The organism is Sphingomonas sp. Leaf38 (genome assembly GCF_001421825.1).
Lineage (GTDB): Bacteria > Pseudomonadota > Alphaproteobacteria > Sphingomonadales > Sphingomonadaceae > Sphingomonas.
Window position 1 is genome coordinate 70,980 of record NZ_LMLD01000015.1, and the last position, 21,950, is coordinate 92,929.

At 60.4% G+C, this 21,950-nt stretch carries 16 protein-coding genes and 1 pseudogene; 5 read left to right on the forward strand and 12 right to left on the reverse strand.

The window, feature by feature from the left end:
* The first annotated feature begins 6 nt into the window (after nt 1-6).
* From ASE88_RS17895 to ASE88_RS19700, 4 genes and pseudogenes are all read left to right on the forward strand, one after another.
* Nucleotides 7-1,386 (forward strand): hypothetical protein, encoded by a 1,380-nt coding sequence (locus ASE88_RS17895; protein ID WP_156357098.1) that lies wholly within the window; start codon nt 7-9, stop codon nt 1,384-1,386.
* The gene (locus ASE88_RS17900; protein WP_156357099.1) at nt 1,383-2,789 is read left to right on the forward strand and encodes a hypothetical protein; all 1,407 of its coding nucleotides are present in this window, start codon (nt 1,383-1,385) and stop codon (nt 2,787-2,789) included. Before ASE88_RS17895 ends, ASE88_RS17900 begins: the two co-directional genes overlap by 4 nt.
* Nucleotides 2,790-2,794: 5 nt before the next feature.
* Nucleotides 2,795-6,133, forward strand: a complete 3,339-nt coding sequence (locus tag ASE88_RS17905) for an STY4851/ECs_5259 family protein (RefSeq protein WP_056480566.1) — start codon at nt 2,795-2,797, stop codon at nt 6,131-6,133.
* Nucleotides 6,134-6,382: 249 nt separating this feature from the next.
* A pseudogene (locus ASE88_RS19700) lies at nt 6,383-6,484 on the forward strand (IS110 family transposase); the annotation flags it as partial.
* A gap of 195 nt (nt 6,485-6,679) precedes the next feature.
* Here the strand turns inward: ASE88_RS19700 and ASE88_RS18540 are convergent.
* The 7 genes from ASE88_RS18540 to ASE88_RS17935 form a co-directional block, all read right to left on the reverse strand.
* Entirely contained in the window at nt 6,680-7,822 is a 1,143-nt protein-coding gene (locus tag ASE88_RS18540) for a 5'-nucleotidase (RefSeq protein WP_235528010.1), read from the reverse strand.
* 253 nt (nt 7,823-8,075) lie between these two features.
* Nucleotides 8,076-8,843, reverse strand: coding sequence for a hypothetical protein (locus tag ASE88_RS17910; protein ID WP_056480569.1), 768 nt, complete (start codon nt 8,841-8,843; stop codon nt 8,076-8,078).
* Between the two features lie 382 nt (nt 8,844-9,225).
* Nucleotides 9,226-9,846 carry a site-specific integrase gene (locus tag ASE88_RS17915; protein ID WP_056480572.1) on the reverse strand — a complete coding sequence of 207 codons (621 nt, stop codon included), beginning with the start codon at nt 9,844-9,846 and terminating at the stop codon, nt 9,226-9,228.
* Between the two features lie 303 nt (nt 9,847-10,149).
* Nucleotides 10,150-12,789, reverse strand: coding sequence for a DEAD/DEAH box helicase (locus tag ASE88_RS17920; protein ID WP_235528012.1), 2,640 nt, complete (start codon nt 12,787-12,789; stop codon nt 10,150-10,152).
* A gap of 8 nt (nt 12,790-12,797) precedes the next feature.
* Nucleotides 12,798-14,768: a hypothetical protein gene (locus ASE88_RS17925; protein WP_056480577.1), complete on the reverse strand. Its 1,971-nt coding sequence runs from the start codon at nt 14,766-14,768 to the stop codon at nt 12,798-12,800.
* A complete protein-coding gene (locus ASE88_RS17930; protein ID WP_156357100.1) occupies nt 14,768-15,994 on the reverse strand; it encodes a hypothetical protein in 1,227 nt (408 codons plus the stop codon). The genes ASE88_RS17925 and ASE88_RS17930 overlap by 1 nt, the downstream gene beginning before the upstream one ends.
* A 347-nt stretch (nt 15,995-16,341) precedes the next feature.
* Nucleotides 16,342-16,959: a ribosomal protein L7/L12 gene (locus tag ASE88_RS17935; RefSeq protein ID WP_056480584.1), complete on the reverse strand. Its 618-nt coding sequence runs from the start codon at nt 16,957-16,959 to the stop codon at nt 16,342-16,344.
* Between the two features lie 548 nt (nt 16,960-17,507).
* On the opposite strand from ASE88_RS17935, the gene ASE88_RS17940 reads away from it, so the two are divergent.
* Nucleotides 17,508-17,822 (forward strand): hypothetical protein, encoded by a 315-nt coding sequence (locus ASE88_RS17940; protein ID WP_056480585.1) that lies wholly within the window; start codon nt 17,508-17,510, stop codon nt 17,820-17,822.
* A gap of 269 nt (nt 17,823-18,091) precedes the next feature.
* On the opposite strand, the gene ASE88_RS17945 is transcribed toward ASE88_RS17940, so the two are convergent.
* The 5 genes from ASE88_RS17945 to ASE88_RS17960 form a co-directional block, all read right to left on the reverse strand.
* Entirely contained in the window at nt 18,092-18,874 is a 783-nt protein-coding gene (locus ASE88_RS17945; protein WP_156357102.1) for a hypothetical protein, read from the reverse strand.
* A 45-nt stretch (nt 18,875-18,919) separates the two neighbouring features.
* A complete protein-coding gene (locus ASE88_RS17950) occupies nt 18,920-19,294 on the reverse strand; it encodes a DUF2924 domain-containing protein (protein WP_056480594.1) in 375 nt (124 codons plus the stop codon).
* On the reverse strand, nt 19,291-19,836 hold the full coding sequence (locus ASE88_RS17955) for a DUF3489 domain-containing protein (protein WP_056480596.1): 546 nt from the start codon (nt 19,834-19,836) through the stop codon (nt 19,291-19,293). The genes ASE88_RS17950 and ASE88_RS17955 overlap by 4 nt, the downstream gene beginning before the upstream one ends.
* Before the next feature lie 443 nt (nt 19,837-20,279).
* A complete protein-coding gene (locus ASE88_RS18545; RefSeq protein WP_200910288.1) occupies nt 20,280-20,984 on the reverse strand; it encodes an HPP family protein in 705 nt (234 codons plus the stop codon).
* A 5-nt stretch (nt 20,985-20,989) separates the two neighbouring features.
* Nucleotides 20,990-21,865, reverse strand: coding sequence for a LysR family transcriptional regulator (locus ASE88_RS17960; protein WP_056480599.1), 876 nt, complete (start codon nt 21,863-21,865; stop codon nt 20,990-20,992).
* Nucleotides 21,866-21,950: the final 85 nt, after the last annotated feature.

The following is a 21,950-nucleotide window of genomic DNA, read 5'->3' on the forward strand; positions in this document are numbered from 1 at the left end:
ACTAAGATGCGCTTTCCCAATTCCAGAGACCTCAACGACGAGCAGGAAAGGGTTTACCTCTATGCTCCGACAGATGGTCGGATGCTCGTCACCGGGCCGCCCGGCACAGGCAAAACCGTGCTGGCTGTGCTGCGGGCCCTTGAGGTGGCGAAAACAAATCGCACGCCCGTCCTCGCGATGTTCAACAAGGTACTCAGGACATATACCGGTGGTCGTAATCCCGATCGGTCCGCAGCTCACTGGGAAAAAATCAGATTCGTCACGGTCATCCAGTTTTTCTCGGCACTCTGGGATCGGCTTGGGGTCCCTCCGTCCAAGGATGACGAGTCGATCCTGCTTGGAACCCCTTTCGGCGAGAAGGACGAGGCAAAGTCGCTTGGTGCGGTCTGGGACCCGAAGAGCTGGTACCCCGGCAATCGGAGATCAGGCTGCTGGAAAATAGACGGCGAGATGTATCGGCGCAGCCCCGCCGAGTTTGCGCGCTGGAAACCCAGACCTAACAGACCGACAAAGGCGGACGATGCCAAGGCGATCGACTGGGAGCGCTACAACCTAGCGCTGGGCCGACACGCGGCGAGTCTGAACTGGGCTGCTATCGACTTCGAGATACTCATCGTCGACGAAGCGCAGGATTTCCCACCGGCGTTTTTTTCGCTTCTTCGGCGCCTATCCGAAGGCTTTTTCGGTAACGAGACCTGCCCTTCAGTGATGATACTCGCCGACGAGAATCAGCGAATTGGGCAGGACAACAGTACCATCGCCGACATCATCCGGGAAATGGAGATATCGGAGGATCGTCATTACCGGCTCACGACAAACTTCCGCAACACCTCACAGGTCGCTAAAGCTGCCGCACATTTCTACGCCGGGATGCAGACCGGCTTACCTGCGCTTCCATCCAGAACGGGCCCGATACCGGAGCTCCGCCGGTGTTCGGACAGGTCAGCTGTCAGGGCGCGAGTGCTTCGATACGCTGAGAATAATCCGCGCCATCAGATCGGAGTGATCTGCTTGGGATCCGATAGGGTTCGTGAACAGTACTATGAGGATCTCAGAAAGCATGCGGGTTCGAACTCGCTGGTGCAGACCTATTCGTCAGTAAACAGCGCGCACGAAAACGCTGCGGAGATGGAATTCGACCGGCCTTGTGTAACCGTACTGAACAGGGCGAGTTGCAAGGGCCTGGAATTCGATGCCGTATACGTAGTCAACCTTGAAGAGGCAGCCTCGTCGGGTGAGCAGGCGGACTTTTTCAAAATGCATATGTATGTGATGTGCTCTCGCTCGCGCGAGAATCTGTTCCTTCTCTGGAATGGATGTGAGGGTGCCTCGCCATCGGTTTTGGGATTGATGCCAAGCGAACCTACCGTAAGGATCAGGGGATGAAGGAATCCGCGCTGACAATCTACCTTCCGACAAATCTAAGAGAATTTCTCGCGATTCTCGAAGGGCTCCGAATTTCTACGAGTCCCGGTCGGAGCCTCGAACATCTGACACCGCGCCCAATCGTTCAGCCTCCATTGAGGGCCGTTGAAATCGAGCTTCTGACTTCCGGAAGGGACGGCGATTTTCCTATCCTTCTCGAAGCGATCGTGAAGAATTCAGCAGATGCCCATGAGCAGCAACAAGAGGCAATACCACTCAGCGATGTGAAGCGGGCCGTATTCCGGTCCGACAAGGAGCAGCAGGTCGTCGTCAATCGGCGGCTCGACAACGTGCCGGTTGATTTGCTCAGGCTTGATGTCGACCCCTCTCTTTTCGGCGTAGACGGCGATTCGCGATACGTGGCAACTTCAGCCGCAGACAGTGCGTCCAGCGAGCGGTGGAAGTCGGCGGACCAATTGGGCGGTGCCGTGGCAGGCCTCGTGGCGGCCGCTGATATTCATCCGAATGTGCGTGAGCATCTTTCGGCATTTCTCGCAGGAAGTTTACCCTCGTTCAGTCTCGACGATATTTTCGGGGAGGACACACAGACCTTCTGCAGGGCGGCAGTCGGGGTCATTCGGCAGCACCATGACGGTCAGGGCCAAGACGGCAATATGTTACTGGAGGAGTTGGTAGTCACGCTGGGAAAGGCAGGAATGCCATCAGACGAGGTGCGGGCTTTCGGAACGCGGATGGCTTCAATCCTCTCTTCCGACGAGGTGCGAAAGCGTGGAAGCCTGTCTGATAAGAAGAATGTGCTCCTCCGAGCTCTCTCTCTGCTTGTACAGCGACCCTCCCTAGACGAAATTCTTGCCGACAGGGTAGCTGGAGAGCTTCCGGGTCCTCAGGTTCTTCTGATTGCTGCCACACTGGCTGGCCTGCGGGACGGTCTCGCGCGTCTTAGTTCCGAGCGGAAATCACGGCATGCTGACGCGCTCGGTCAAATCACTGCCGGCGTCGAGAATGAGGCCATGGACGTCGAGCGGCTCCGCGAAATGATTTCCAAGGCGTTGGCACATGCCATCCCGGGTAGATCCTCAGAGGCGCAGACCAGACCGTCCAACTCAGTTGTGCTTGAAATCTGTCCGTTCTCGAAGCCCGCAATTGTCAGAAGAGCATTGGCTGACATCGCATTGATGCCGCCGACTTGGCGCCTAATTCTCAGCGATGACAATACGCTTTGTCTCCAGATTGACGGTGCTGGCGAGGATGACGTCGTCGCGGCAAAATTGAAGCGCATGGAGTGGAGCAAGCGCCCGGGGAAGCCGAGGAAAACCCAGACAGCAAAATCGATGGCTCCCGTGAACGACGAGGCGATGTTGCCCGGACTAATAGGCGCCGGGGCGTCCGGCACCGTCGATTAACGGGCATGGACGACAAAGCGATTTGGGAGCTGCGCTGCCGCGAGGCTTGGGATTATCCAGTACAGCTGAGACAACTGCACAACGCATTGGGTGAGATCCGGAGGCACGGGACACTGCGCTTCAGGGTCGCTCACCGTCTGGTCGAGCTGAAGAAACAATCAGATGAGGTTACGCCCCTCGCTTTGATCTTCGGGACCTACAATCTTTCGGCCCCTGACGGACGGCCGCTCTACCAGTATCGACTGAGTGATGACTGCTTCGGGATTCTTCAATCAAAGCTTCAGGCCCTTGGGACGGACAAAATCGATCTGGGTTTCGGTCCGGCCCTTTTCAGTCTCTGGGCGGCGGAATGGTTCCGGCGATATCATCCCGGCGGATTACGCAAATGGGAGGATCTGGAGGCAGCGATCGGCTTTTCGCGCAACCAGAATCAGTGGCGTGAAACCACAAGGCGGGGACTGCAACAGCTAGGTCGGCCAATCATCAAGGCCGACAACTTTCGCTATTTTCTGAGCACACTGGCGCGCGAAGGCGGTTTTCCCACCGCAGCGCTCCAAGCGGACCAGCAAAGCTGGGCAAGCGACGTGATGCGGGCGCTTGTGGCAACGTTGCTTGCGGAGGTGAACCCGACCGAGCGGCGTGCATTCGAATTGGCAAATTCGCTCCGTTCGCGGATACCTTCTGTGTTCTGCGACGATGACTTCATCCAGCTCTGCGCCGACCTTGCCATGGCTATCGTCGGGGTCCGCCGCGGCGCTGACGCAGAGGCTGTCGCAGCGGGAATTCCTGTTTCTGCATGGCTAGATGCCAAAAAGGCCGGGTGGAAGAATCAATTGCCCGTTTCGCTCGACGGAAAGAGTGACGGGCTGATCGATCAGCTGATGTTGGTCCGGCCTCAACGAATGGCGAGTGGTCACCTTGATGCCGCGCGCTACCTCGCGAGAATTGACGGGGAATGGGTCGAAGCTGCGGTTCTCGAATTGAATGGTGATGTCACCAAAGCCGTGCGTCAGCGTCTGGCCGGAACCGGTGGTCGTCTCCATGTCTATTCCTCCGGAGACTTGGCGAGGTACCTTCCAGGCGAGCTTGGGTACATTGATAGGGATGAAAGCGGTCAGTGCTGGATGCAGGCACTCGAGCGGCGTTCCGAGATGCGACTGGTGCCGTTCCGCTGCGCTCTCGATATAGAAATAAGATCATCGGAACGGCCTGAGGCACGTCTGCGTCTCCCGGGCGATAGCAACCCTCTCCGCGCCCCGATGATCGTTTTGACCGTCGAACGTGAGGCCGACGGAGTGCCCCTTGAGTTGCTGGTTCGAGGAACTGGCAGCGGCAAGTACCGTCATGAGGTCCTGTTCGTTCAGGTGCCGCCGACGTGGGACGTTCGCCCCACGTTGCCGGACGAGACTGCTAGCCGCTTGGGATCCAGCCCGGGCGGCACTCTGTGGCGTGTCGAGGGTGGAGCGGTCGCGGTCACGGATCGCGGTGACCTCTACCGGCTAATTTGCGGACATTCGGCCGAGACGATCGACCGGATTGAGGTCACCGCTGGGAATTTGCCGTCTTTCATCAGACCCATGGATCCAGAGGTGCTTCTCGTCCGGCAACCCATCGGTCTGAGGCTCCTGTCCGGAAGCCGTCATGTTCCTACAGGCGGGCGCCTGTTCCAACGCTCGCGATGTTCAAACGAATGGGTTCGACTCGATGGTGAACTGCCTTGCGGAACATATGAGATCGCTTGGCGGGAAGGCAATGTTATCAGAGACCGCTTGATCGTGGCGGTGCTGCCTGGGACCGCGGATATCGCGCGGTGGGGTACCGGGGACAACGTCAGCTATAAGATGGTGGGCTGGAGCGAGGTCAGTATCGTTCCTAATACAGATGCGCCCGTTCGTTTGTCTGCCAGCGGAGAGGAGATGAAAGCATTTTATCAATCCGCCGTGAATCGGATTTTCGGCGCCACGGTTAGATGGGGGGGGGACCACTCCGGGGACAGTTGCCCGGTCATCATTGACTTCCCGAGCGGCGCCGGACTTGCTCGCTGGGATGGGCGAATTGTTCAGGGCCGCGAGCGTATTTCCCTGTCGGACCTTGATGATGTGGCCGCCTATGCCGATGGGCGGATGGAAGTGCACGGACGGATCCTCGATGGCGCAGGAAAGGTCATCCCCGGGACTGAAATGCAGTGGGCATTTGATGACGAAATGCCGCTTTCAGTCATTGCCGACGACCTCCGCCGTGCGATGTTGCCGGCCGGTCTCCACGCGACTGCGCAGATCGGGATGCACGACGGAATTGAGACCTATTGGAAAGTTTCCCAGTATACTTTCGGACTGCGACAGGAATCCGGAGGACTGGTTTCCCCGATCGGAATAATCGACGAGCGAGTTACTCTCTGCGCACGATCTCTGTCGACGTACTGGCTCGAAACCAAGGTTTCAGACTATAATCTTACTGAACGTACCAATCACCGACCGATCATACTGTCTGACTCCCTGAAGGGGCCAACTATTGCGTTTCTTCGCGAAGCGGAACGCGTCATTACCCGACCGGTTTTTCAGATTCAGCCGGGGACGGATCAAGGTCGGACCGACTTACTCGGACGTGCAATGACCGCACCGGACTATGAGGCCGCATTGCATGATTTTCTCAAGGCTGCGTCTGGTCAAACCACGGCCGAAAGTGAAAAGCCGGTTAGATGTCTTGTGAGGGTAGCGACCACTCTAGGCGGACTGCCACCCTCAACATTCAGAGTGCTGGAGTTGCTGCCCGACTATCCGAGAGCTTTAGCTCGGACGCTGGCGTTTGCCTCACCGGATGAGCGCGCAGACGTCCTAAGTCTCGAAATGTCATTGCCGTTTGCGTGGTTTATAATCCCGCGCGAAACTTGGGCAACAGTCATGGGTGAGGTCTTTGACCAAGCGCTGGCCAAGGTCCTCAAGGAAGGTATTGGGCAAGACGCTGCTCGCTACGCAGCGGAGAAGCTAGCCGATCTCCGCACCGAACTGAGAGAACGACATTCGATCCTGTGCGAATTGATCTTCCCTGATCAGAGCAACCTCGACATTTCCTCCATCATCCAGCGCTTTCTCAATCGTAATGTCGATCGCGTGCCCCGGAATGACAGGAGTATTTTCCGAGAAGCGCTGGGCGACCGGTTGCCCGACATGCTTCTGGATTTGCCGCGTCATTGCCTAGAAGTTATGGAGGCTCCTTTTGCGGCAGCAGCTGCCGCACGAGGCGAATGGAGTCCGTCGCGCGAACATATCGCGAGAATGAAGTTGGTGGCTCGAAGGTTCCCTACATTTTTTGGTGATGCGTTTGCCCATTGCCTGACGCGATAGATGTTAGCCATTTCAAAGCGTTCGCCGCTGATCGCTGCATCGCCTACCTGCGGCGCTGCGACAGAGCCGTTATGCCGTTCCACGGCCGCCATGACGTGATGGGGTGGACGACCCCTAAATTTCATAGCTGTACAATGAAGTAGTCGTTGAGCCACGTCTAGGAGAGAATCAATACAGCGGAATCGCTACCGTCGGTGTCGAACTGCCGGAGAACGTATTTAGGTCCACGCTAACAATGCTGACGGCAAAGTGCTGGTCCGGCGGCAACTTACGCGCGCTGAGGTTTTCCAGTTCTTTGCCGCATTGCCGCCGTGCTTGGTGGAGATGGAAGCATGTGCATCGGCCCATCATTGAGGTCATGGGTTCTATCAGACCAGAGCAAAGAATTTGCTATTCTGTGTACCAAGAGCTTTTCATTTCTAGCTGATCACCCGAAGGCTTCTCAAGGCTTAAAACCTCTCGCTTGAATGAACGGGGAAGACGTCACTAGAGCTATTGGTTGCCGCGTCCGCGGCAAAAGTGACGGTTCGGCCAAGGCTACCGAGCCTAAACCGCTGGGATCACTGGTTCGGCTGGATCGTGTGGTCCCGGCACATGCCCAGACGGCACGACCGTGGAAGCACCGAGGACGTGTTTCTCTTGGTCGTCAAAAAAGATGTGCGCACCTAGGGCTTGGAGGATCGGCGCCTTGGACCGACTCCCGACAAAATGCGCCTCGTCAGCAGGCGTGCCCCACGCTCGCAGCGTTCGCACGACCCGCTCGTGCGCTGGCGCGTTGCGTGCCGTAACGAGCGCTATGCGAACCTTGCTTACATCCGCCTCAGTTAAAAACACCCGGCGTAATGCAGAGAGTTTATGAAGGAAGTTGCCAAAAGGACCCCTCGCCATTGGGTTAGCTGCGTTAGCGACTTCATGTGCCAGAAAAGCGTCAAGCCCCCCCTCTTTGTAAACGGCATCGGACTCAGGCCCGAACACTACAGCGTCACCATCAAAAGCAATTCGAACTTCGCCAGCCGACGTTTCGTTTCCAATCGCCGGCACCACACCAAGTCGTGCGGCTGCAGCTCCGCCTTCAACCGCGCCCTGCACGTCGGCGTCTTCGTTAGAGAGGAAAAGCTCGATTCCCCATGCCGGTATGAAAGGTGTTAGAGAGCGCCCACTGGTGAAGCTACCCGTATTGATGGAAAGACCGTATTGGTCGATTGACCTGAAGGCTCTCAGCGAGAGGTCAGGTGAGTTTCGCGATAGGAGAATAACTTCGACGAATGGTAGGGCGTTGGGCTCATTCAAAGCGAGAAGACGTTCAACCACTTCAAAGCCGGTACCCTTGCGAAGCGGTGTGTCTTCCCGTTCAAGCTGCATGAGGGAGTACGCTTTTACACCTTCAGTCGTGAAGACGTGATGCTCTTCTTCGAGGTCAAAAAGAGCCCTCGTTGATATTCCAATTCGTAGAGGATCGGATCTTAGCGCTGCGGAAGCTGCTCTCTTTACATCCGAAGAGGTCGGAGATTCTGCGTCTTCGCGTTTTTCCAAAACCCGTACCGTCCCGCCAAGAATCAATTTTCGTAGGCCCGTCATACGATAGTTTTTCCGACTTGCGCAATGAATCACGTAATGTTGTTTTGTTCGCTTTAACCCAGAGCCGTGATGGATGTTGTCGATAGATACCGGCCAAACGTTTCCGGTCACAACACAATGGTCGATCAGCGATCAGCCTGACCGTTAATAACTTGAAGCACAATGAATGGCGAAAGTTAGGAAGCTGGACGGGTCCCGAAAGTGGCCAGAATTGGGTCCAAGCGGGCGCATTACCGCCACTAAGGTAGGCGGCCGGCATTGACGGTGGTTGATACAATGCTCCGTCAATAGGGACGGTGGTCTGACCTGTTCAGGCGCCGAGATGCTCTGAGCTCGAATTCCGATGGTATCGCGTTCGACCCGGCTAAAATGTTTCGGCTCGGTGAGCGAGGCGGCGAATGTGTTCCACGCCGGGATAGGGAATGGCGGCAAGGGGTGGCCTAGAAAGGCCCGGATTTGCATACGGCCTGAGTGAGGAAAAGATGTCGAGATTGTTGGCTTCCATAATTACGCGGTTGGCAGCCGCAATTAGTTGGAAGAGTACCTCGCGGACGACGCACTTCTCTATTTCTATCCAATAACCCCTATCCACGGTAAGATCGAGATCATCCACATCGACGAGGTAAAGGAAGTTTCCGTTGCCCTCGTGACTCTCGAACATACGTTGGTACTTGCGCTCGTCAGTAAGCGGGTTGGCCGCGGCGAGCAAGCTCAGCAGGTCGGAGGCGACGGCGTTGAAGTGCAGTAGTGGATCCCGAAGACCGTGTTGGAATGCGCTGTCGGACAAGTCGTCGCGAATGCAGTTGGCTGAAGCGGCACAACGCTCGATCAGCTCGACGGGGATGCTTACGCTATAGCGGTCCCAGGCCCGCCGTGCCTCCCACGCCGACAGCACTGGTTGGAACGCTGCTTCCCATGCCTCGAACGCAAGCCGCGCGCTGCCGCGCCACACATGACCGAACGGTGCCGCTTCCCGGCCATCGTGCTGCCGCGCGACGCGTTCCTCGTGCAAGCCCTTGAGCCGACGCAAGTCCTCGATGCAGTAGGTGGAGGTGTCTCGGTCGATCAGGTCGCCGTGCTTGGCGCACAGCCAAATTCCGTTCTCGATGCCGCTCCGCTCCTCGGCCGTCATCGCGCGGTATCGAGGGCCACCGGGAGCTGCTGCGCAGATGTGGGAGGCACGGCCACTCGTGCTGACGGCGTCGTCAGATTGGGCGCTCGGGCCGATGGTTGGGTTGCCGCAAATGGAGCAGCGGAACGACGCGCGCTCGGCCAGACGTCGCCGCGTCCTAGCGGAGAAATCGTCTCTGTTGCCATAACCCACGACCGCTCTTCCTCAACTATTCAATGGAGCTTCTGATTCATCGTCGTTCACTGATTTGCTTGCAAGGCGCCGGCGCAAGGAATGTTGGGTTGACCCGAGGCTTCGGCCATAGCGTATGACCTGCTCGCACATATCTTGGTTCATCCGGCCGATCGCGAGCGGCTGATTCAAGCGGTCCCGGCGAAGATACCTAATCAGATAAACCTACTCTTTCAGCTCGGTATCTCAGATCGTGTATTCCGCTTGTTTCGTCGGATGCTTGCGGCGGGCGTAATTCCCATCCAGAAACGCACGCGCATATGCGCTGCGCTGCGTCCGCGATGACGTCGTCGGCTAGATGCGCGTACCGGGCCGTGGTCTCTGGTAGGCAGTGACCGAGCAGCTTTCCGATTGTGGCCAGCGGAACATTGTCCATGATGGCGGTGGACGCGAAGCTGTGGCGCAGGTCATGGATGCGCAGGTCAGGCATCGAGCAGCGACGCCGCAGTGCGGTCCACCAGCTGATCACGGCAACGGGTGCCTTGCCGGTTTTGTCAGGGAACACCAGCGGGCAATCCGCGCGACGGGGAAGTGCCTCTAGGATCGCGAGAGCTTGGCTGTTCAGCCAGATGGTCTTGGGGCCCGTCTTGCTGTCCGGCAGTGCTAAACGGGGCGGCTGGATCCATTCCCACTGGAGGTCGCGGATCTCGCCGACCCGCGCGCCAGTGTAGAGTAGCAACCTGATAATCGCGGCCTGCGCCGGGTGGGTAGCGCCAGCGTAGGTTGAAAAGCACAGCGAACGCGAACGACTGGCCTGATCGAAGCCTTTCAACGCTTAACTGGCAGGCAATTACTGCCAAAGTGTCGGCTGCCATTGAGGAGAGCAATCCGCCGGGAACGGCGCGAGCCCCGGTCGTCGACGAGTTAGCCGGTCACGTCGCACGTGGTTCAACAGCGGGGCCGCTTATTGTGAGTTATACGCCAGCCGAGACTGATCGACGGCAGGACTTTCTCCGGGTCCTCTGTACATGAGTGACGCGCGCCGTGGCCCGCTGCGTTAACGGGCAATGGGCCGAACCATTGTTTAGACGGTCGGGGCAGCTCGGCTTGCCTTGCCGGCGCGTTTACATTGCGCTCAAGCCCGCGTCCCGGTTTGCGTCGGACTGAAATCCGGCGCGGCCGCTTCGAGGTAGCGGATGATCCGCTGCTCCTCTTCGGTGCAGCCTTCCCGCAGGCGATACGGAACCACCACCCCGTGCAATTGGGCGCGAAGATCGTCCCATCGTTCCATGAGCACCGCCCAGTGATGGCTATCGTACGTCCCTTCGAAGATCACGGGCCGCACCTCGATCCGCGGCAGCGGACGCCGCCCGTGCCTGATCGCTTCCGTCAGTCCTCGCGCCCAATGGCTCTCAACGCGGTCGACTCGCCCGATCTGCTGCTCCACTACCCCGGGATTCCATTCCGGATGTAGCAGCACCACCACCCGGCACGCTCCGTGCAAGTTCAAACCTTCGCGTCCAACCATCGAATTGGCTACGAGGACGCGCGGTTGACTGTGCGGGCGATTGAATGCGTGCTGGAGCGTTCGCCGGGTCGATCGCGAGGTCGCGCCGATCATCAATCGCGCGAAACGCCCGCGACCGGAGCCATATTCGTCCTTCAACCGCGCGAAAAGATCGCGCCAGAGATCGCCGGCCTCGGTCGTGCTGAGCATAGGATATCTGTCCGTGTCGCGTTTCCCCGGCTCGCAGAATTCGGAGATCAGGCTCGCGAACGCCTCCGCCAGCTCCCGGTTGGATACGGTCAGGTCAATTCGCCGATCGCCGTCAAGGTGCTGCTCGAGCGCAGTAGCGAGCACCGTTTCGGTCTCTCCGGCATCACCGCGCGCTGCGTCCGCGAGCCGCCGGAGGTTTTCGTCGGCAGGGTCGATCCCGCTGACGATCCGATCCAACAGTTCGCGCCGCGCCGCGCCGCGCCGGCTTTCTTCGGCTCCGTACTGCCGGGTAAGCGCATCGTCGAGCGCATCCTTGTCAAAGTCGCCTGCTCGGCCGAGCTGGCGATGCGCCGCCTCGATGGCCGGCACCTCATCTGCTAGTGAATTTCTTTGTGGCCAGGGTTCGCCAGCGTCCAGCGCGCGCAGCATCGCGCGTGCGTTCAACAGCTCCGTTAGGGCGCGCAACGGACTGGTGAAGCGTCCGAAGACGAGCACCTTCTCGCCGTCGCTATGATAGGCCTCAATGGCTGCAACGGCGGCTAGGATGTGGGGATGGTCGTGGAGCGCGCCCTTGGCCTGCGCCACGCGGCTGAGGATGCGGATCCACCAGTCCACCCGATCGAGGCGCTTGGTTTCGGCCAGCGAGGTCGGGACAGTCACTTCGTCCGCGGCGGTCGGGACCGTCTCGAGTTCGGGATCGTCTTCGCCACGTTGCGTGTCCTCTGCGCTGCGTCCCCCGGCATCGATCAGACCGGCAATGCCGTGGTTGATGCCGTGGCCGCTGCCAAAGGTCAGCCGCAACCGCTTGGCGGCTGGGTCATCCACTCCGGAGGCGACGAACGATAATGCCTCGGCGGCGCACACTGCCTGCTGCCATTCCGGGCTGAGCATGGCCGGCGTTACTGCGATCTCGTGTTGCCAGCGGTAGCTTTCGGCGTTCGCGGCGGCCGCTCCCTCCGCACGCGTCGACTCTTTACGAAACTGGATCACCGCCTCATCCGCCCGTTTGTCGCGCCGCAGCACGAATGGGCCAAGTGCCTTCTGCAGCGCTGCCGCCGCGTCGACATAAGCTTCCCGAGCCTCTGCACTGCTGCGCCAGACCAGCCGTACCCGCCGCACGGCCTCGCCGTATTGCGCGACTGCAAGGAGGATCTGCTGCTGGCGTGGAACGTCCAGCTGGATGCGCGTCAGCATGTCCGTCCAGTCGGCGCCGCTGAGTTCGACCGGGGTCGCGGTCATGCAGAGTCTCCGGCTGTCGGCGCGCGGAAGGATGGTGCGCTCGAGCAGGCGGGACAAGCCGCTTTCCTCGCGCCGGCTCTTGTGCGCTTCGTCGACGATTAGCAGGTCGAAACTGCCGAGACCAAGGCCCACGGCCTGCTGCAGAGACGCCCGGAGATCGCTGTCGCTGCCGTAATTCTCCCCCCGAGTAGCCTGGCGCCAGTCGATGGTGTCGCGAAGCGCTGCGAAGGTGTCGCGGATGACCGGGTCCGCCGCGCTGGCACAATGCGTTGCAATCCCTTCCGCCGCCCGTCTCGCCCAGTCGTCGGTCTCCTTCAGCGCGGCATTGAACCCGTGCGGTGCGCGTCCGGAGGCTTTCCGGGCCAGTCCGATTAGGATGTGAAGGAGTTCGAAACGCCACGGAGCTGCGTTGAGGCCGAGCCGCCAGTTAGCGAGCCCGTGTGACACCAGGACGACCGATTCGTCAAACCAGTGACGTGGCGCATCTTCCTCATCCCAAGCCGAGAGGAACGTCCACAAACTGCGGATTACGTCCCGGACGCGGGGCACCTCGCCCGCGTTAAGCTCTGTCTGCCATTGATCGCCTAGGCCCGCCGGGATGAGGATCGCGACACGGCCGCCAGCCTCTACCACCGCCCGCGCCACCGCGACCGCGATACGCGTCTTGCCCATCCCGACCTCGTCGGCGATAATCAGTCCGTGATCGGGCAGGCGATCGGCGATCACCCGCAGGCTGTCGCGCTGACCGGCGTTCAGCCAAACACCGGGAGCGCCGGCGATTACGCGGAGCCGGTCCGCCACGTTGTCCCAATTTTGCATCGTCACCGTCAGGGCTCCAGCTTCCCGTTGGCGACGCACCACGCATTTGCAACGCGGTCCAGCGTTGCTTCGTACCGCGCTCCGGACGGGGTCGCCGCGGTCTCTGCGAATGGCGGCCGAAAAGGCGCGGCGCGGAGCGGGCTCAGCGGATCAAGACCAAGTGTTCGAAATGCCACGATCTCCGGATCGTCCTTGGCCTGGTCAAGCGTTTGTTCCAAGCGAGCGCACCATAAGATCCAGTCGGGCTCGGCGAGCGCGGTCTGGCGCGCGGCGATGCGTTCCACCAGCTCCATCACTCGGCGGATCGGATAACGGCTTGGCAGGGCGCCGCGGCCGGTCACGCGGGTCAACTTGGCGCCCTTGCTCAGCTCCGGATCGTCGTCGTCTATCCCGTCACCGCCGCCGTCACCATCGTCCGGAGGCGGTAGCGGGAAGTCCGCAAGTAGGGACCATACGTCGTCGAGCGTCACAGGGTTCAGCCGCGCAGCTGCGATCCGCCCGAAGCGATCGACCACGCACACCGCTTCGGTCCGCGTCTCTTCCCCCTCCGTCCAGCGGACCTGGACTTCCGGAGGGCAGTCGCCCTGCCAGACGAACGTTGCTGCGTCCCGTTGGCAGGGTGCGCCGTGCGGATCGAGCACCTCGAACTCGGCGCAAGCATCTGCGGGGGGCACGAGACGTCCGATCGCATCCGGCTCCGTAGTCCAGCGCAGATAGGTAACCGGCGGCGGCAGATAGGCTGGTAGCCGTTCGGGCATATCGCCGCCTGCCAGCAGATCCTTGGCCAAAATGATCTCGGTTTCGTCATCGAAGTTCAACGGCAGGACCCGCTCGACAGCGATCCAGTCCAGGCCTTCAGCCTCCGCCCAGACCAGATTCTTTGGGGCGAAAACGACGCCGGCCTCGAGGTTCGCGCGCGCTCCCGTCAGCACCAGCCCCGGAGGGGTCAGATTGCCAGAGCCGAGATAGAGCCAGGCGCGCAGGCACGCGTTCGAATTGTGATGTCGGTGCGCGCCGAACAGGAACTTGGCATGCAGGCTACGGGCACTGTTGCCGAATGGCCCCCGGCCTGGACGTCTGATCGTCCAGCCCTCCGCGGCAATCGCGGCTCGCGCGGTTGCGATCGCCTGACAGGCCATCGGATTGACGATCAGGTCTACTTCGGTGTCGGCGTTTTGTATGCCCTTTGCTTTGAGCTGATAGACGATGTCGGCGGGAACCTTTGGAAGCTTGCCGCTGCCGCCGCTCTCGTAGAACCCCGAGCCCATCACCAGGACATTTCGCCGGCCGGGCTCGACCCGATTGACGATCTGCGGCAGCAGCGGCTGGCGCCGGTTGTCGATGAACCGCGCGGTCCCTCGCAGCGGTGATGCGTCCGCTACGAGCTTGCACCACGCATCGAGGCGTTTGTAGTTTTCCGCGGTTGCCGGCGTCACCGCCTCTATCGGCAAGACGGGCGATTTCCTACGGAGCCAAGTCATGAAGCTTGTCGCTGCCGCGATGTCGGTCCGCGCTTCGGCAGACGTATCGGCACTCAGCTCGTCCGAGCAGACCTCGGCCTGCCAAGCCAGATCGAGGCTTTCCTCCAGCGTTTGCCGGGTCCAGTTGCCGGTCGAAACCACCAAACGCACCCGCCAGCTGCCGGTCGTGTACAGATGCCGGAAGCCGAGGAGCGCGACCTTGGAGTGGAGGAGCTCGAAAGGCGCCTTGCTAGGCGCGGCGAGATGAAGCACGCCGGGAACTTCGGTCGTCGATAGCCGTGGTGTGCCCCGGTCAAGCAGAAGCGCGAGCGCGACATCCCCATCGATCATGCGGCGTCGACGGGTGCGGAGCGTAAACCGCTCGGCAGCGTCGTTCATGAAAGCCGCATCAGCTGAATAGCCGCAAACCCAGCCGAAGGTGCCGATGTGGTCGGCGGGGGGATCGAACAACTCCGACAACGGTGGCGGACTTTTGGATCCGAAACTGCGGCCTGCCATCACCGTCGTTCCATGCCGGACGAACAGGCTGAACGAAGGTCGTCAGTCAGCAGCATGAGGTTGTGAATCCGGTGCGAGATGCGCTCCGGCAGCGCCGGCAAATCTTGCGTCAGCGGCGTATTCGAAAGCTCCTCGTCTGCGGCCTCCGCTGCGATCTCGTCACCAGATGCGGCAATCGAAGGTCTCGACGGCGCGGAGAGAAATGCCGGACCGGCCAGAATCCCGTCCCCCCCGGACATCAGCACGCGTCCGTCGCGGGCGACCAGACGGCGGAGCACCTCCACGCCGTCGGGTGCGACGCACTCCCGGCAGAAGCGGCTGGCCTCTCCGTCCGGCGACGGATCGTGCGCGGCAGTCAGGAACTCCTCCGCCCGAACACGGAGTTCGTCCAGCATGGGGCGCAGGCTCGCGTCCGCCGCCTCTACCCACGACATCTTGCGCGCGCCGGTTGCCAGCATCCGGTTTTCCACGCGCGCCAGCACCGACCCGTCTTCGATCTCGCCAGCCGCGGCCTCGACAACGGCGGCAAAGCGGGCGCCGGCACGGAGATCCGCCCAATGCTCCGGCTCGGTGAGCTGTGTAGGGGGGCGGTCCCACTCGACATGGTCGCGCCCGTCCTTCTTCAGCGCCTCCACCCAGGCCAGTGCGTCGCGTCGGCGCACCGAAGCCCCCGCGATCGCCTCGCGCAGGATCTCGCGCGCGCTGATGGGCAGCGGGAGCGTCGGATCGATGGTCTTCAGAATCGAGCGCCATGTGCGGGGAAGGTCTTCCCCCATGACCCAGCCGAGCAGCTTGTCGCACGCGAGCGGGCAGGCGGCGGCCAGCAGGGCCGCACCAAGCTCAGAACAGCTGTAGGTGCTGAAACGCTGCGTAGGCGCGTTGACGAAGCCCAGCGCCGCCAGCCCTTCCACCGTCCGGATTCGCATCGGCTGAGTCACGTAGAAGGTTCGGCTCGCAGCGCGCTTGAATGATGGCGGCCCCGTCAAGCCGTGACGTCCCAGTTTGCGGATTCCCGGCAGTCGATCGTCGGCGTTCCATCCCGTCCGGTGGAATGCCGCCCAGACTGCCACGGCCTCAACCGCGTTGGCAGCGGCAATGGTCGACACGACCTGCCCGACGCGGCGGGCCTGTTCCGCCAGTTGTACGCCGAGAAGTGCCAGCACGAACTGTCGGCCGTATGAGGCGTTGCCCATGCCCGGCACAGCCAGATCATTGAACCGACGCACGACCGCGCCAAGACCCAATGTCCGGACTCGCCGCGTACCGCCAAGCGCCTCTCCCCCGAGAAGCCCCCAATTCAAGATAAAGCCATCCTCAACAAAAGTTCGGAACTCCAACTGGTTTGGCGGGCCCCTCGCCAAGACTCGCTCATGTATGGCCTTCTGCGGGAAGGCACGAAAGAAGTTTCGACGTACCGCCGGAACATCGCTGATTGGCACCAGCCGGTCAGGCGCTTGGCTTTTGAAACCGTCAAACAGTGTACGTCAGAGCCGTGGGGTCAATCTTCAATGTACGGCAGATAAAACCCTTCAATGCGGCGCCGGAATTTGCCAAAGATGTAGCGCATAATCGTTCAGCGAACCTCGACGGTTGCGCCAGCGGCAGTCAACTCCCTCCGAGCTGCCTCGGCATCGTGCTGCGACACCCTCGTCAACAGGGTAGTAGGCACTTTATCGACCAGTTTAATCGAGGGACCCATGCCCAGATTGGTCAACTTTCTGACTGCAGCCGTGACGTTCATCTTTTTACCGTTGTGGGCGACCAGAACAACGTCAAAATCGACTTTCGCATCAAGATCGAGGGGGACGTAGACTTGGACGTCGAGCGACCGGTCTCCGCGCGTGAACGTCACGATCGACGTTGTCTCGCCGCGCTGCAGCCGTCGATCCACCGCGTCGTTGGCGCGGCCGATAACATTTTTGGCAAAAACTTCCATCTCGTCTGCGATCTTGGCTAGGCGCTTCATCGCAAAGCCATTGAATGGCCAGCTAGATGCGTCAAAGTCGCGCTTGGCCTTGTCGGCCTGCTTTTCTAAACGCTCGATCATCTGGGCGTCAGAAGCAGTGGCACTGTTACGGTCTACCACATCGTACTGGATGTCGGCGTGACATCCGGCGCACAGCGCCAAGCCGTACTCGATGTCCTTTTTGCCGCAAAACGGGCACTTCATGTCGTCAATGCTTCTGGCCATGTATCCACCATTTTTAGGTATCATGAGCAAGACGAGCGGGGAGGCAACCCCTTCCGTCAGATCGAAGGCGAGAGCTTCGTCAAACTAAACGCTCAGGCGGTGTCGGCGAGGCAATGAGGGTATCCGCCGGGGGCGGGGCGGACCCTGCTCGTTGACGAGCTTGCCGGCCACGTCGCACATGGTTCCACAGCGTGGCCACTTATTGTCGATTATTACGCCCGCTGAGACTGATCAACGGCAGGATTTTCTCTCAGGTCCACTATACACGAGTGACGCGTGGCCATGGCCCGCTAGTGTGAACGGGCAATGGGCCGAACGACCCGGTGCTGTCGGTTGCGAAGTCTCGCGAGTTCGGACTGGCCGGCGCAAAGTAGGGGGGCGAACCGGGTTCGATATAACGCCGGTTGCCGACAAGCACGGGTAGGGACACAAGGGCATGACGACATTCGACTTTTGAGCAAGCAGCTCGTTTCTACCCGAGCCCCCGCTAGCGCAGACGATCGGAATCAATATAGGGAGCGGCCGTGTCATCCTAGGGACGGGGCTGCATGTCCGTATTCAGGGGGAACCGCACTTTGATTGAGTCTGTCGACGCTGAACTCCTACATCAGCTCGAAGTCGTTCAGCGCGGCTATGACGTTGTGCCGTTCATGGCCGAACTTCAGCCTGCCGCCGGCATGCTTTGGAAGCCGATTCCGGACGAAATGTTCGCGTATCTGGTCAGATCTGATGACTATCGTCCCGTTCTTGCCGGCGCTGCTCCAACCTGGTTCGAGGTTGTCGCGGATCAGGGTGTACTCACGCTCATCATTTATCGCGCGAGAGCCGACGAGCTGTTTTATGTGCTCGCGCCGAACCGATGATCCAGGCGGATGCGAGGAATACTGTTCGACTCGCATCTACAGCTTTCGCTAAAGCATTTCGAGCGGCATCGATCCGCGTGCTTATGGCGATAGTTGGTCGAGTTGCGCCAGCGGTCCTCGCGAGTGGTCCCGGCGGCGGGTTCATGCAATGGCGACGGCGCCGGGCTTCTACTTATATCCACGGCAAGCTCGCCTCTTCGGAGGTGCTCATGCCGATATCATTCAAGCGCGCAATCTGCGGTCAGCGGAGACGACAAAAGTGCGCGCCCTTAAGATGTTTTTGCCGGCTCAGTATCTTTTTTCAGCATGGTATCTTTGAGCGTGTTGCCAGCGATCCCGCCGGCGGCGATCGCTACAACGACGTTCCCGACAAAGAACTCTGCAATACCGGCTACGCTTCCAAAGGCGAGCAAGGCAGACGCTGTAACCGGCAGCGCTGCAGCTGCTTTGCCAATTGCCACCTTGGCTTCCTGTTTGATCGAGTGCAGCCGGTTAAGCGCGGGCTCAAGGGAGCGGCTGTGCTCCACCGCGATGATGAGATCTCCAAGTGCAACGTGCAGCGCTTTCAACTGTTGCAGCGCAATCTCACGATCTGCATCAACCGGGCCGCCGTTGTCTCGAGCCCGCTCCTCATCATCGATGAGGCGCTGGACAGCTTCCAGCGCGACAGGTGCCAGAGCATGAATGACAGCTGCCTGCTCACGCGGGGAGGGGCGGCCTGTCCATCCTGCCGAGCTGATCGCTTCAGCTCCTCTGACCTCGTCCCACAGCAATTTGAACTGCTCACGCACCATGTCTCGCCGCATGGTGCGGTCCTTCGTTTCACGAACATGGCGAACAAAGGCTTCGAGACTTGGCTGGGCTGCCAGGAAGGCGGGCGCGAGCGGGCGAAGGTCACTGCGCCCCAGAAGCACCCGCCGCAGCGCTTTGTAGCGGGCATCATCAGACAGATCCTGGATGCCGTCGCAAGCGCCAAGACACAGTGTCTGCAGTCGCTGCAGTGCCTCCACATCGTTCAGCCCTTCCGGCCAATATGTCGCTGGAAATCCCATGATCCTCGATACCTCCGACTCGCAGGGAAGCTACATGCACAAAACTCATGCTGTAGGACATACCGTGAACATCGTGCCGCTGGGCGGGTGCAACGGGGGGGCGCTTCGAGGTTGCGCAAGGAACGCATCTTCCTCGACGGTGACGACATGGACCCGCCCTGCCCACTCGCGCACCAGCCGCATGCCAGCCGTCGCCGACTGGGTGCGGGTCTGGCCGCGGCCGAGCTGGTCGAGCGCTTGCGCAACCCCGCGCGGCAGCCCGCCGGCTGCTCTCGCCTGGATCTCCCAGGCGAGCGCGAGGCGGAGCATCTTGGGGCTGATCTTCGGCACAGATGTGCCGACCAGCGTTCGCCAGTGTTGCCGCAGGTCGCTCGACGACAGCGCGTCCAATCGCGCTAGCTCGACATCGACGTCCATCATGCCTGCTCCGCGATGCGGTAGCAGGTCGCACCGTCGCGCTTCGTGCGCGCGATATCGTGTCCCTTCTTGCGGAAGCCCGTGAGCGCCGCGCGCGTGGTATGCGGAAGCCAGCCGGTCGCCTCGATCAACTCGGGCAGCGTGACGCCGTCGGTGCGACCCAGCAGGGCGAGCACCATGGCCGTCTTGGTGGGCGGCTTGGGCGTCGAGGGAGCAGATACCGCGGATGCCTCACCAGCGCCTCCAGTGAAGGCTGCTGAGTCGCCCGGCTCGACACCGATGGCGCTGGCACCGGCCGGGGTGAGGAACAGGCCGTAGCGTAGATCGCCGTCGGTGCGGTGCGCCGCGCCTTTATCATCGATCTCACGCTCTCCGATCAGATTGCGTTTGAGAAGCGTGGTCAACGCCTTCGCCGTTGCACGCTCATCAAGGCTTGCGGGCAGAGGCAGCAGGTTGCCGTCATTGCGCTGCGAGGCGGTAGAAAGCAGGATCGCCTGCGTGTCGGTCAGTCGTGTCATGATGCTGGTCTCCAGTGGGATCAGCACCGATGCTGTTCCCACTGGTCACAGCCCCGGTGATCAGATCACCTGGGCCAGCGAGCGGCGACTCACCGCCTTCGTTCGTCTGCCAGCGGTGTCGCTCTGCTCTCCCGGCAAGTCGAATGGTTTATCCAGCGCGAAAGCGGAACGGCGACATTTGTGGTGGAAAGCGGCCCGTCCGATATTGGGACGGGAGACGGCGTTAGCGGACATTTCCTGATCCTGCAGCCTTTCCCAAAAGGATCACGTTTTGGGAACGCGATCGGCTTCCCAAAATCAGTCACAAGCGTAAAATGGGAAAAGATTGACGCTGGTCATTCACAGCAATCCTGTCGATGCTAGGATCACAGCCGTTCGGTTGTGATTCTTTATAGTGGATATCTGGCTTTTAAAATCGCAGTTTGTTAACGCCAAGTTGCTTCTACTTCAAAGGTCTATCCGTGTAAGCCTCAACGCAGTTTTCTAGCATTGTTGTTTGCACGGCGTATGGCCGAATGCACTTTCACGCGTTCTAAAAGTAAATCGAGATCCTCACGACCAATGTCGAATGTCTCACCAAGGTCCGCGAGTGCTGCATCGAGGTCTTCCGGATGGGGGATGCTATCGCCTCCCAGAACAGCAGGCACGGCCGTCATTGCGACAGAACGATGCGGATAGGAATGCTTTGATAGCAGATGAAAGACCATTCCGGCAGCGGTCAGGATCACGGCATTAATACCAACAGGCAGGACCGGAAACGTCCAGCCCGCTGCCGTAACGGCAGGTCCGCCCATGACTGCGGTCAGTGCGGCAGCGCCGCCAGGAGGGTGGAGACAGCGCAGCAGCGACATTGCCAAGATCGCGCCTCCAACGGCCAAGCCGCTCGCAAGCGCGGGCGATGACACCGTGGATGCGATCCCAACCCCGACAATGGCTGAGATAACGTTGCCACCAATGACTGACCACGGCTGCGCAAGCGGGCTGGCCGGTACGGCGAAGATGAGCACCGCGGAAGCGCCCATCGGGGCCACCAGCAGAATTGCCGTCCATCCGTTTCCGAACGCCGTCCCTGTTACGATTGCGGTAAGTGTGATGCCGAAAGCGGCACCGGTACACGCCAACAGTCGATCGCCGAATGTGGCACCAGCAAGGATCGGGGCAAAAAGCGCACGCAAGCAGATTACCTTTTGTCGAGAGGTTTCGAATTGATCTGCTCGCCCGGACGGTCGGACAGCACTTCGCTCATCGCAGCGACCAGCTCTCCCGTCGCGCCATCGCTTTCCCAGGCATAGATCGACACCACCAACGGCGCGTCCGCGGCAAAGATGGAACTGGCACGAACGGCATGTGCAGCGACGGTGCTGACGGGCAGCACCGACACTCCTAGCCCGGCTTCGATTGCAGACAAGACACTGCCCAGGCTGTTGCCGGTAAAGGCGATGTACCACCTTCGGCGCTCGCGCTCTATCCGATCGATCATGAGATCACGGTACAATCCGCCGGGTGGAAACGTCACGAGAGGGATAGGGTCAGGCCAGTCGTTGCAAATGTCTCTGGCTTCGAACCAGCCAAGCGGTTCGGAAAAGCTGGCGCGGGCGTCGCCATCTGCTCTCGCCTCCTTGACGATGGCAATGTCGAATTCACCGGCACGGAAGCGTTTTGTCAGATCGCGGCTGAGGCCTGTCGTCACATCTAACCGGATTTCACGATGCCGTTCGGCGAACCGCGCAAACTGCTGGCTCATAGCCTGAGTCACGACATCGTCGGGCACCCCGATACGAATCGTGATCGTTCCCGATGGGTCGGCCAGCAATGTCTGCGCTTCATCCTGCAAGGCCAGTAACCGCCTTGCATAGCCTAGCAACCGCTCGCCCGAAGGCGTCGGCGAAATCGGCCTTGCCGATCGATCGATCAGCGACTGCCCGACTGCTGCCTCAAGCCGGCCAAGCTGCTGGCTGACCGTCGACTGGGTGGAATTGAGACGATCGGCTGCGATCGTGAAGCTGGCGGCATCGGCGATAGCGACGAAGGTACGGAGCAATCTCGGGTCGAGCATGCCAGCATTCTAATTTCGAATGCCGACCATTCAAATATCTCATTCGCAAATGTTCTCGCGCGCGCCCATTTGCGGATTTCACTAA

Bases quoted from the DNA above. Each gene is read 5' to 3' on its own strand.
- ASE88_RS17895 (WP_156357098.1), top strand. From the start codon at position 7: ATGCGCTTTCCCAATTCCAGAGACCTCAACGACGAGCAGGAAAGGGTT.
- ASE88_RS17900 (WP_156357099.1), top strand. From the start codon at position 1,383: ATGAAGGAATCCGCGCTGACAATCTACCTTCCGACAAATCTAAGAGAA.
- ASE88_RS17905 (WP_056480566.1), top strand. From the start codon at position 2,795: ATGGACGACAAAGCGATTTGGGAGCTGCGCTGCCGCGAGGCTTGGGAT.
- ASE88_RS17910 (WP_056480569.1), bottom strand. From the start codon at position 8,843: ATGACGGCCGAGGAGCGGAGCGGCATCGAGAACGGAATTTGGCTGTGC.
- ASE88_RS17920 (WP_235528012.1), bottom strand. From the start codon at position 12,789: ATGCAAAATTGGGACAACGTGGCGGACCGGCTCCGCGTAATCGCCGGC.
- ASE88_RS17925 (WP_056480577.1), bottom strand. From the start codon at position 14,768: ATGGCAGGCCGCAGTTTCGGATCCAAAAGTCCGCCACCGTTGTCGGAG.
- ASE88_RS17935 (WP_056480584.1), bottom strand. From the start codon at position 16,959: ATGGCCAGAAGCATTGACGACATGAAGTGCCCGTTTTGCGGCAAAAAG.
- ASE88_RS17940 (WP_056480585.1), top strand. From the start codon at position 17,508: ATGTCCGTATTCAGGGGGAACCGCACTTTGATTGAGTCTGTCGACGCT.
- ASE88_RS17945 (WP_156357102.1), bottom strand. From the start codon at position 18,874: ATGGGATTTCCAGCGACATATTGGCCGGAAGGGCTGAACGATGTGGAG.
- ASE88_RS17950 (WP_056480594.1), bottom strand. From the start codon at position 19,294: ATGATGGACGTCGATGTCGAGCTAGCGCGATTGGACGCGCTGTCGTCG.
- ASE88_RS17960 (WP_056480599.1), bottom strand. From the start codon at position 21,865: ATGCTCGACCCGAGATTGCTCCGTACCTTCGTCGCTATCGCCGATGCC.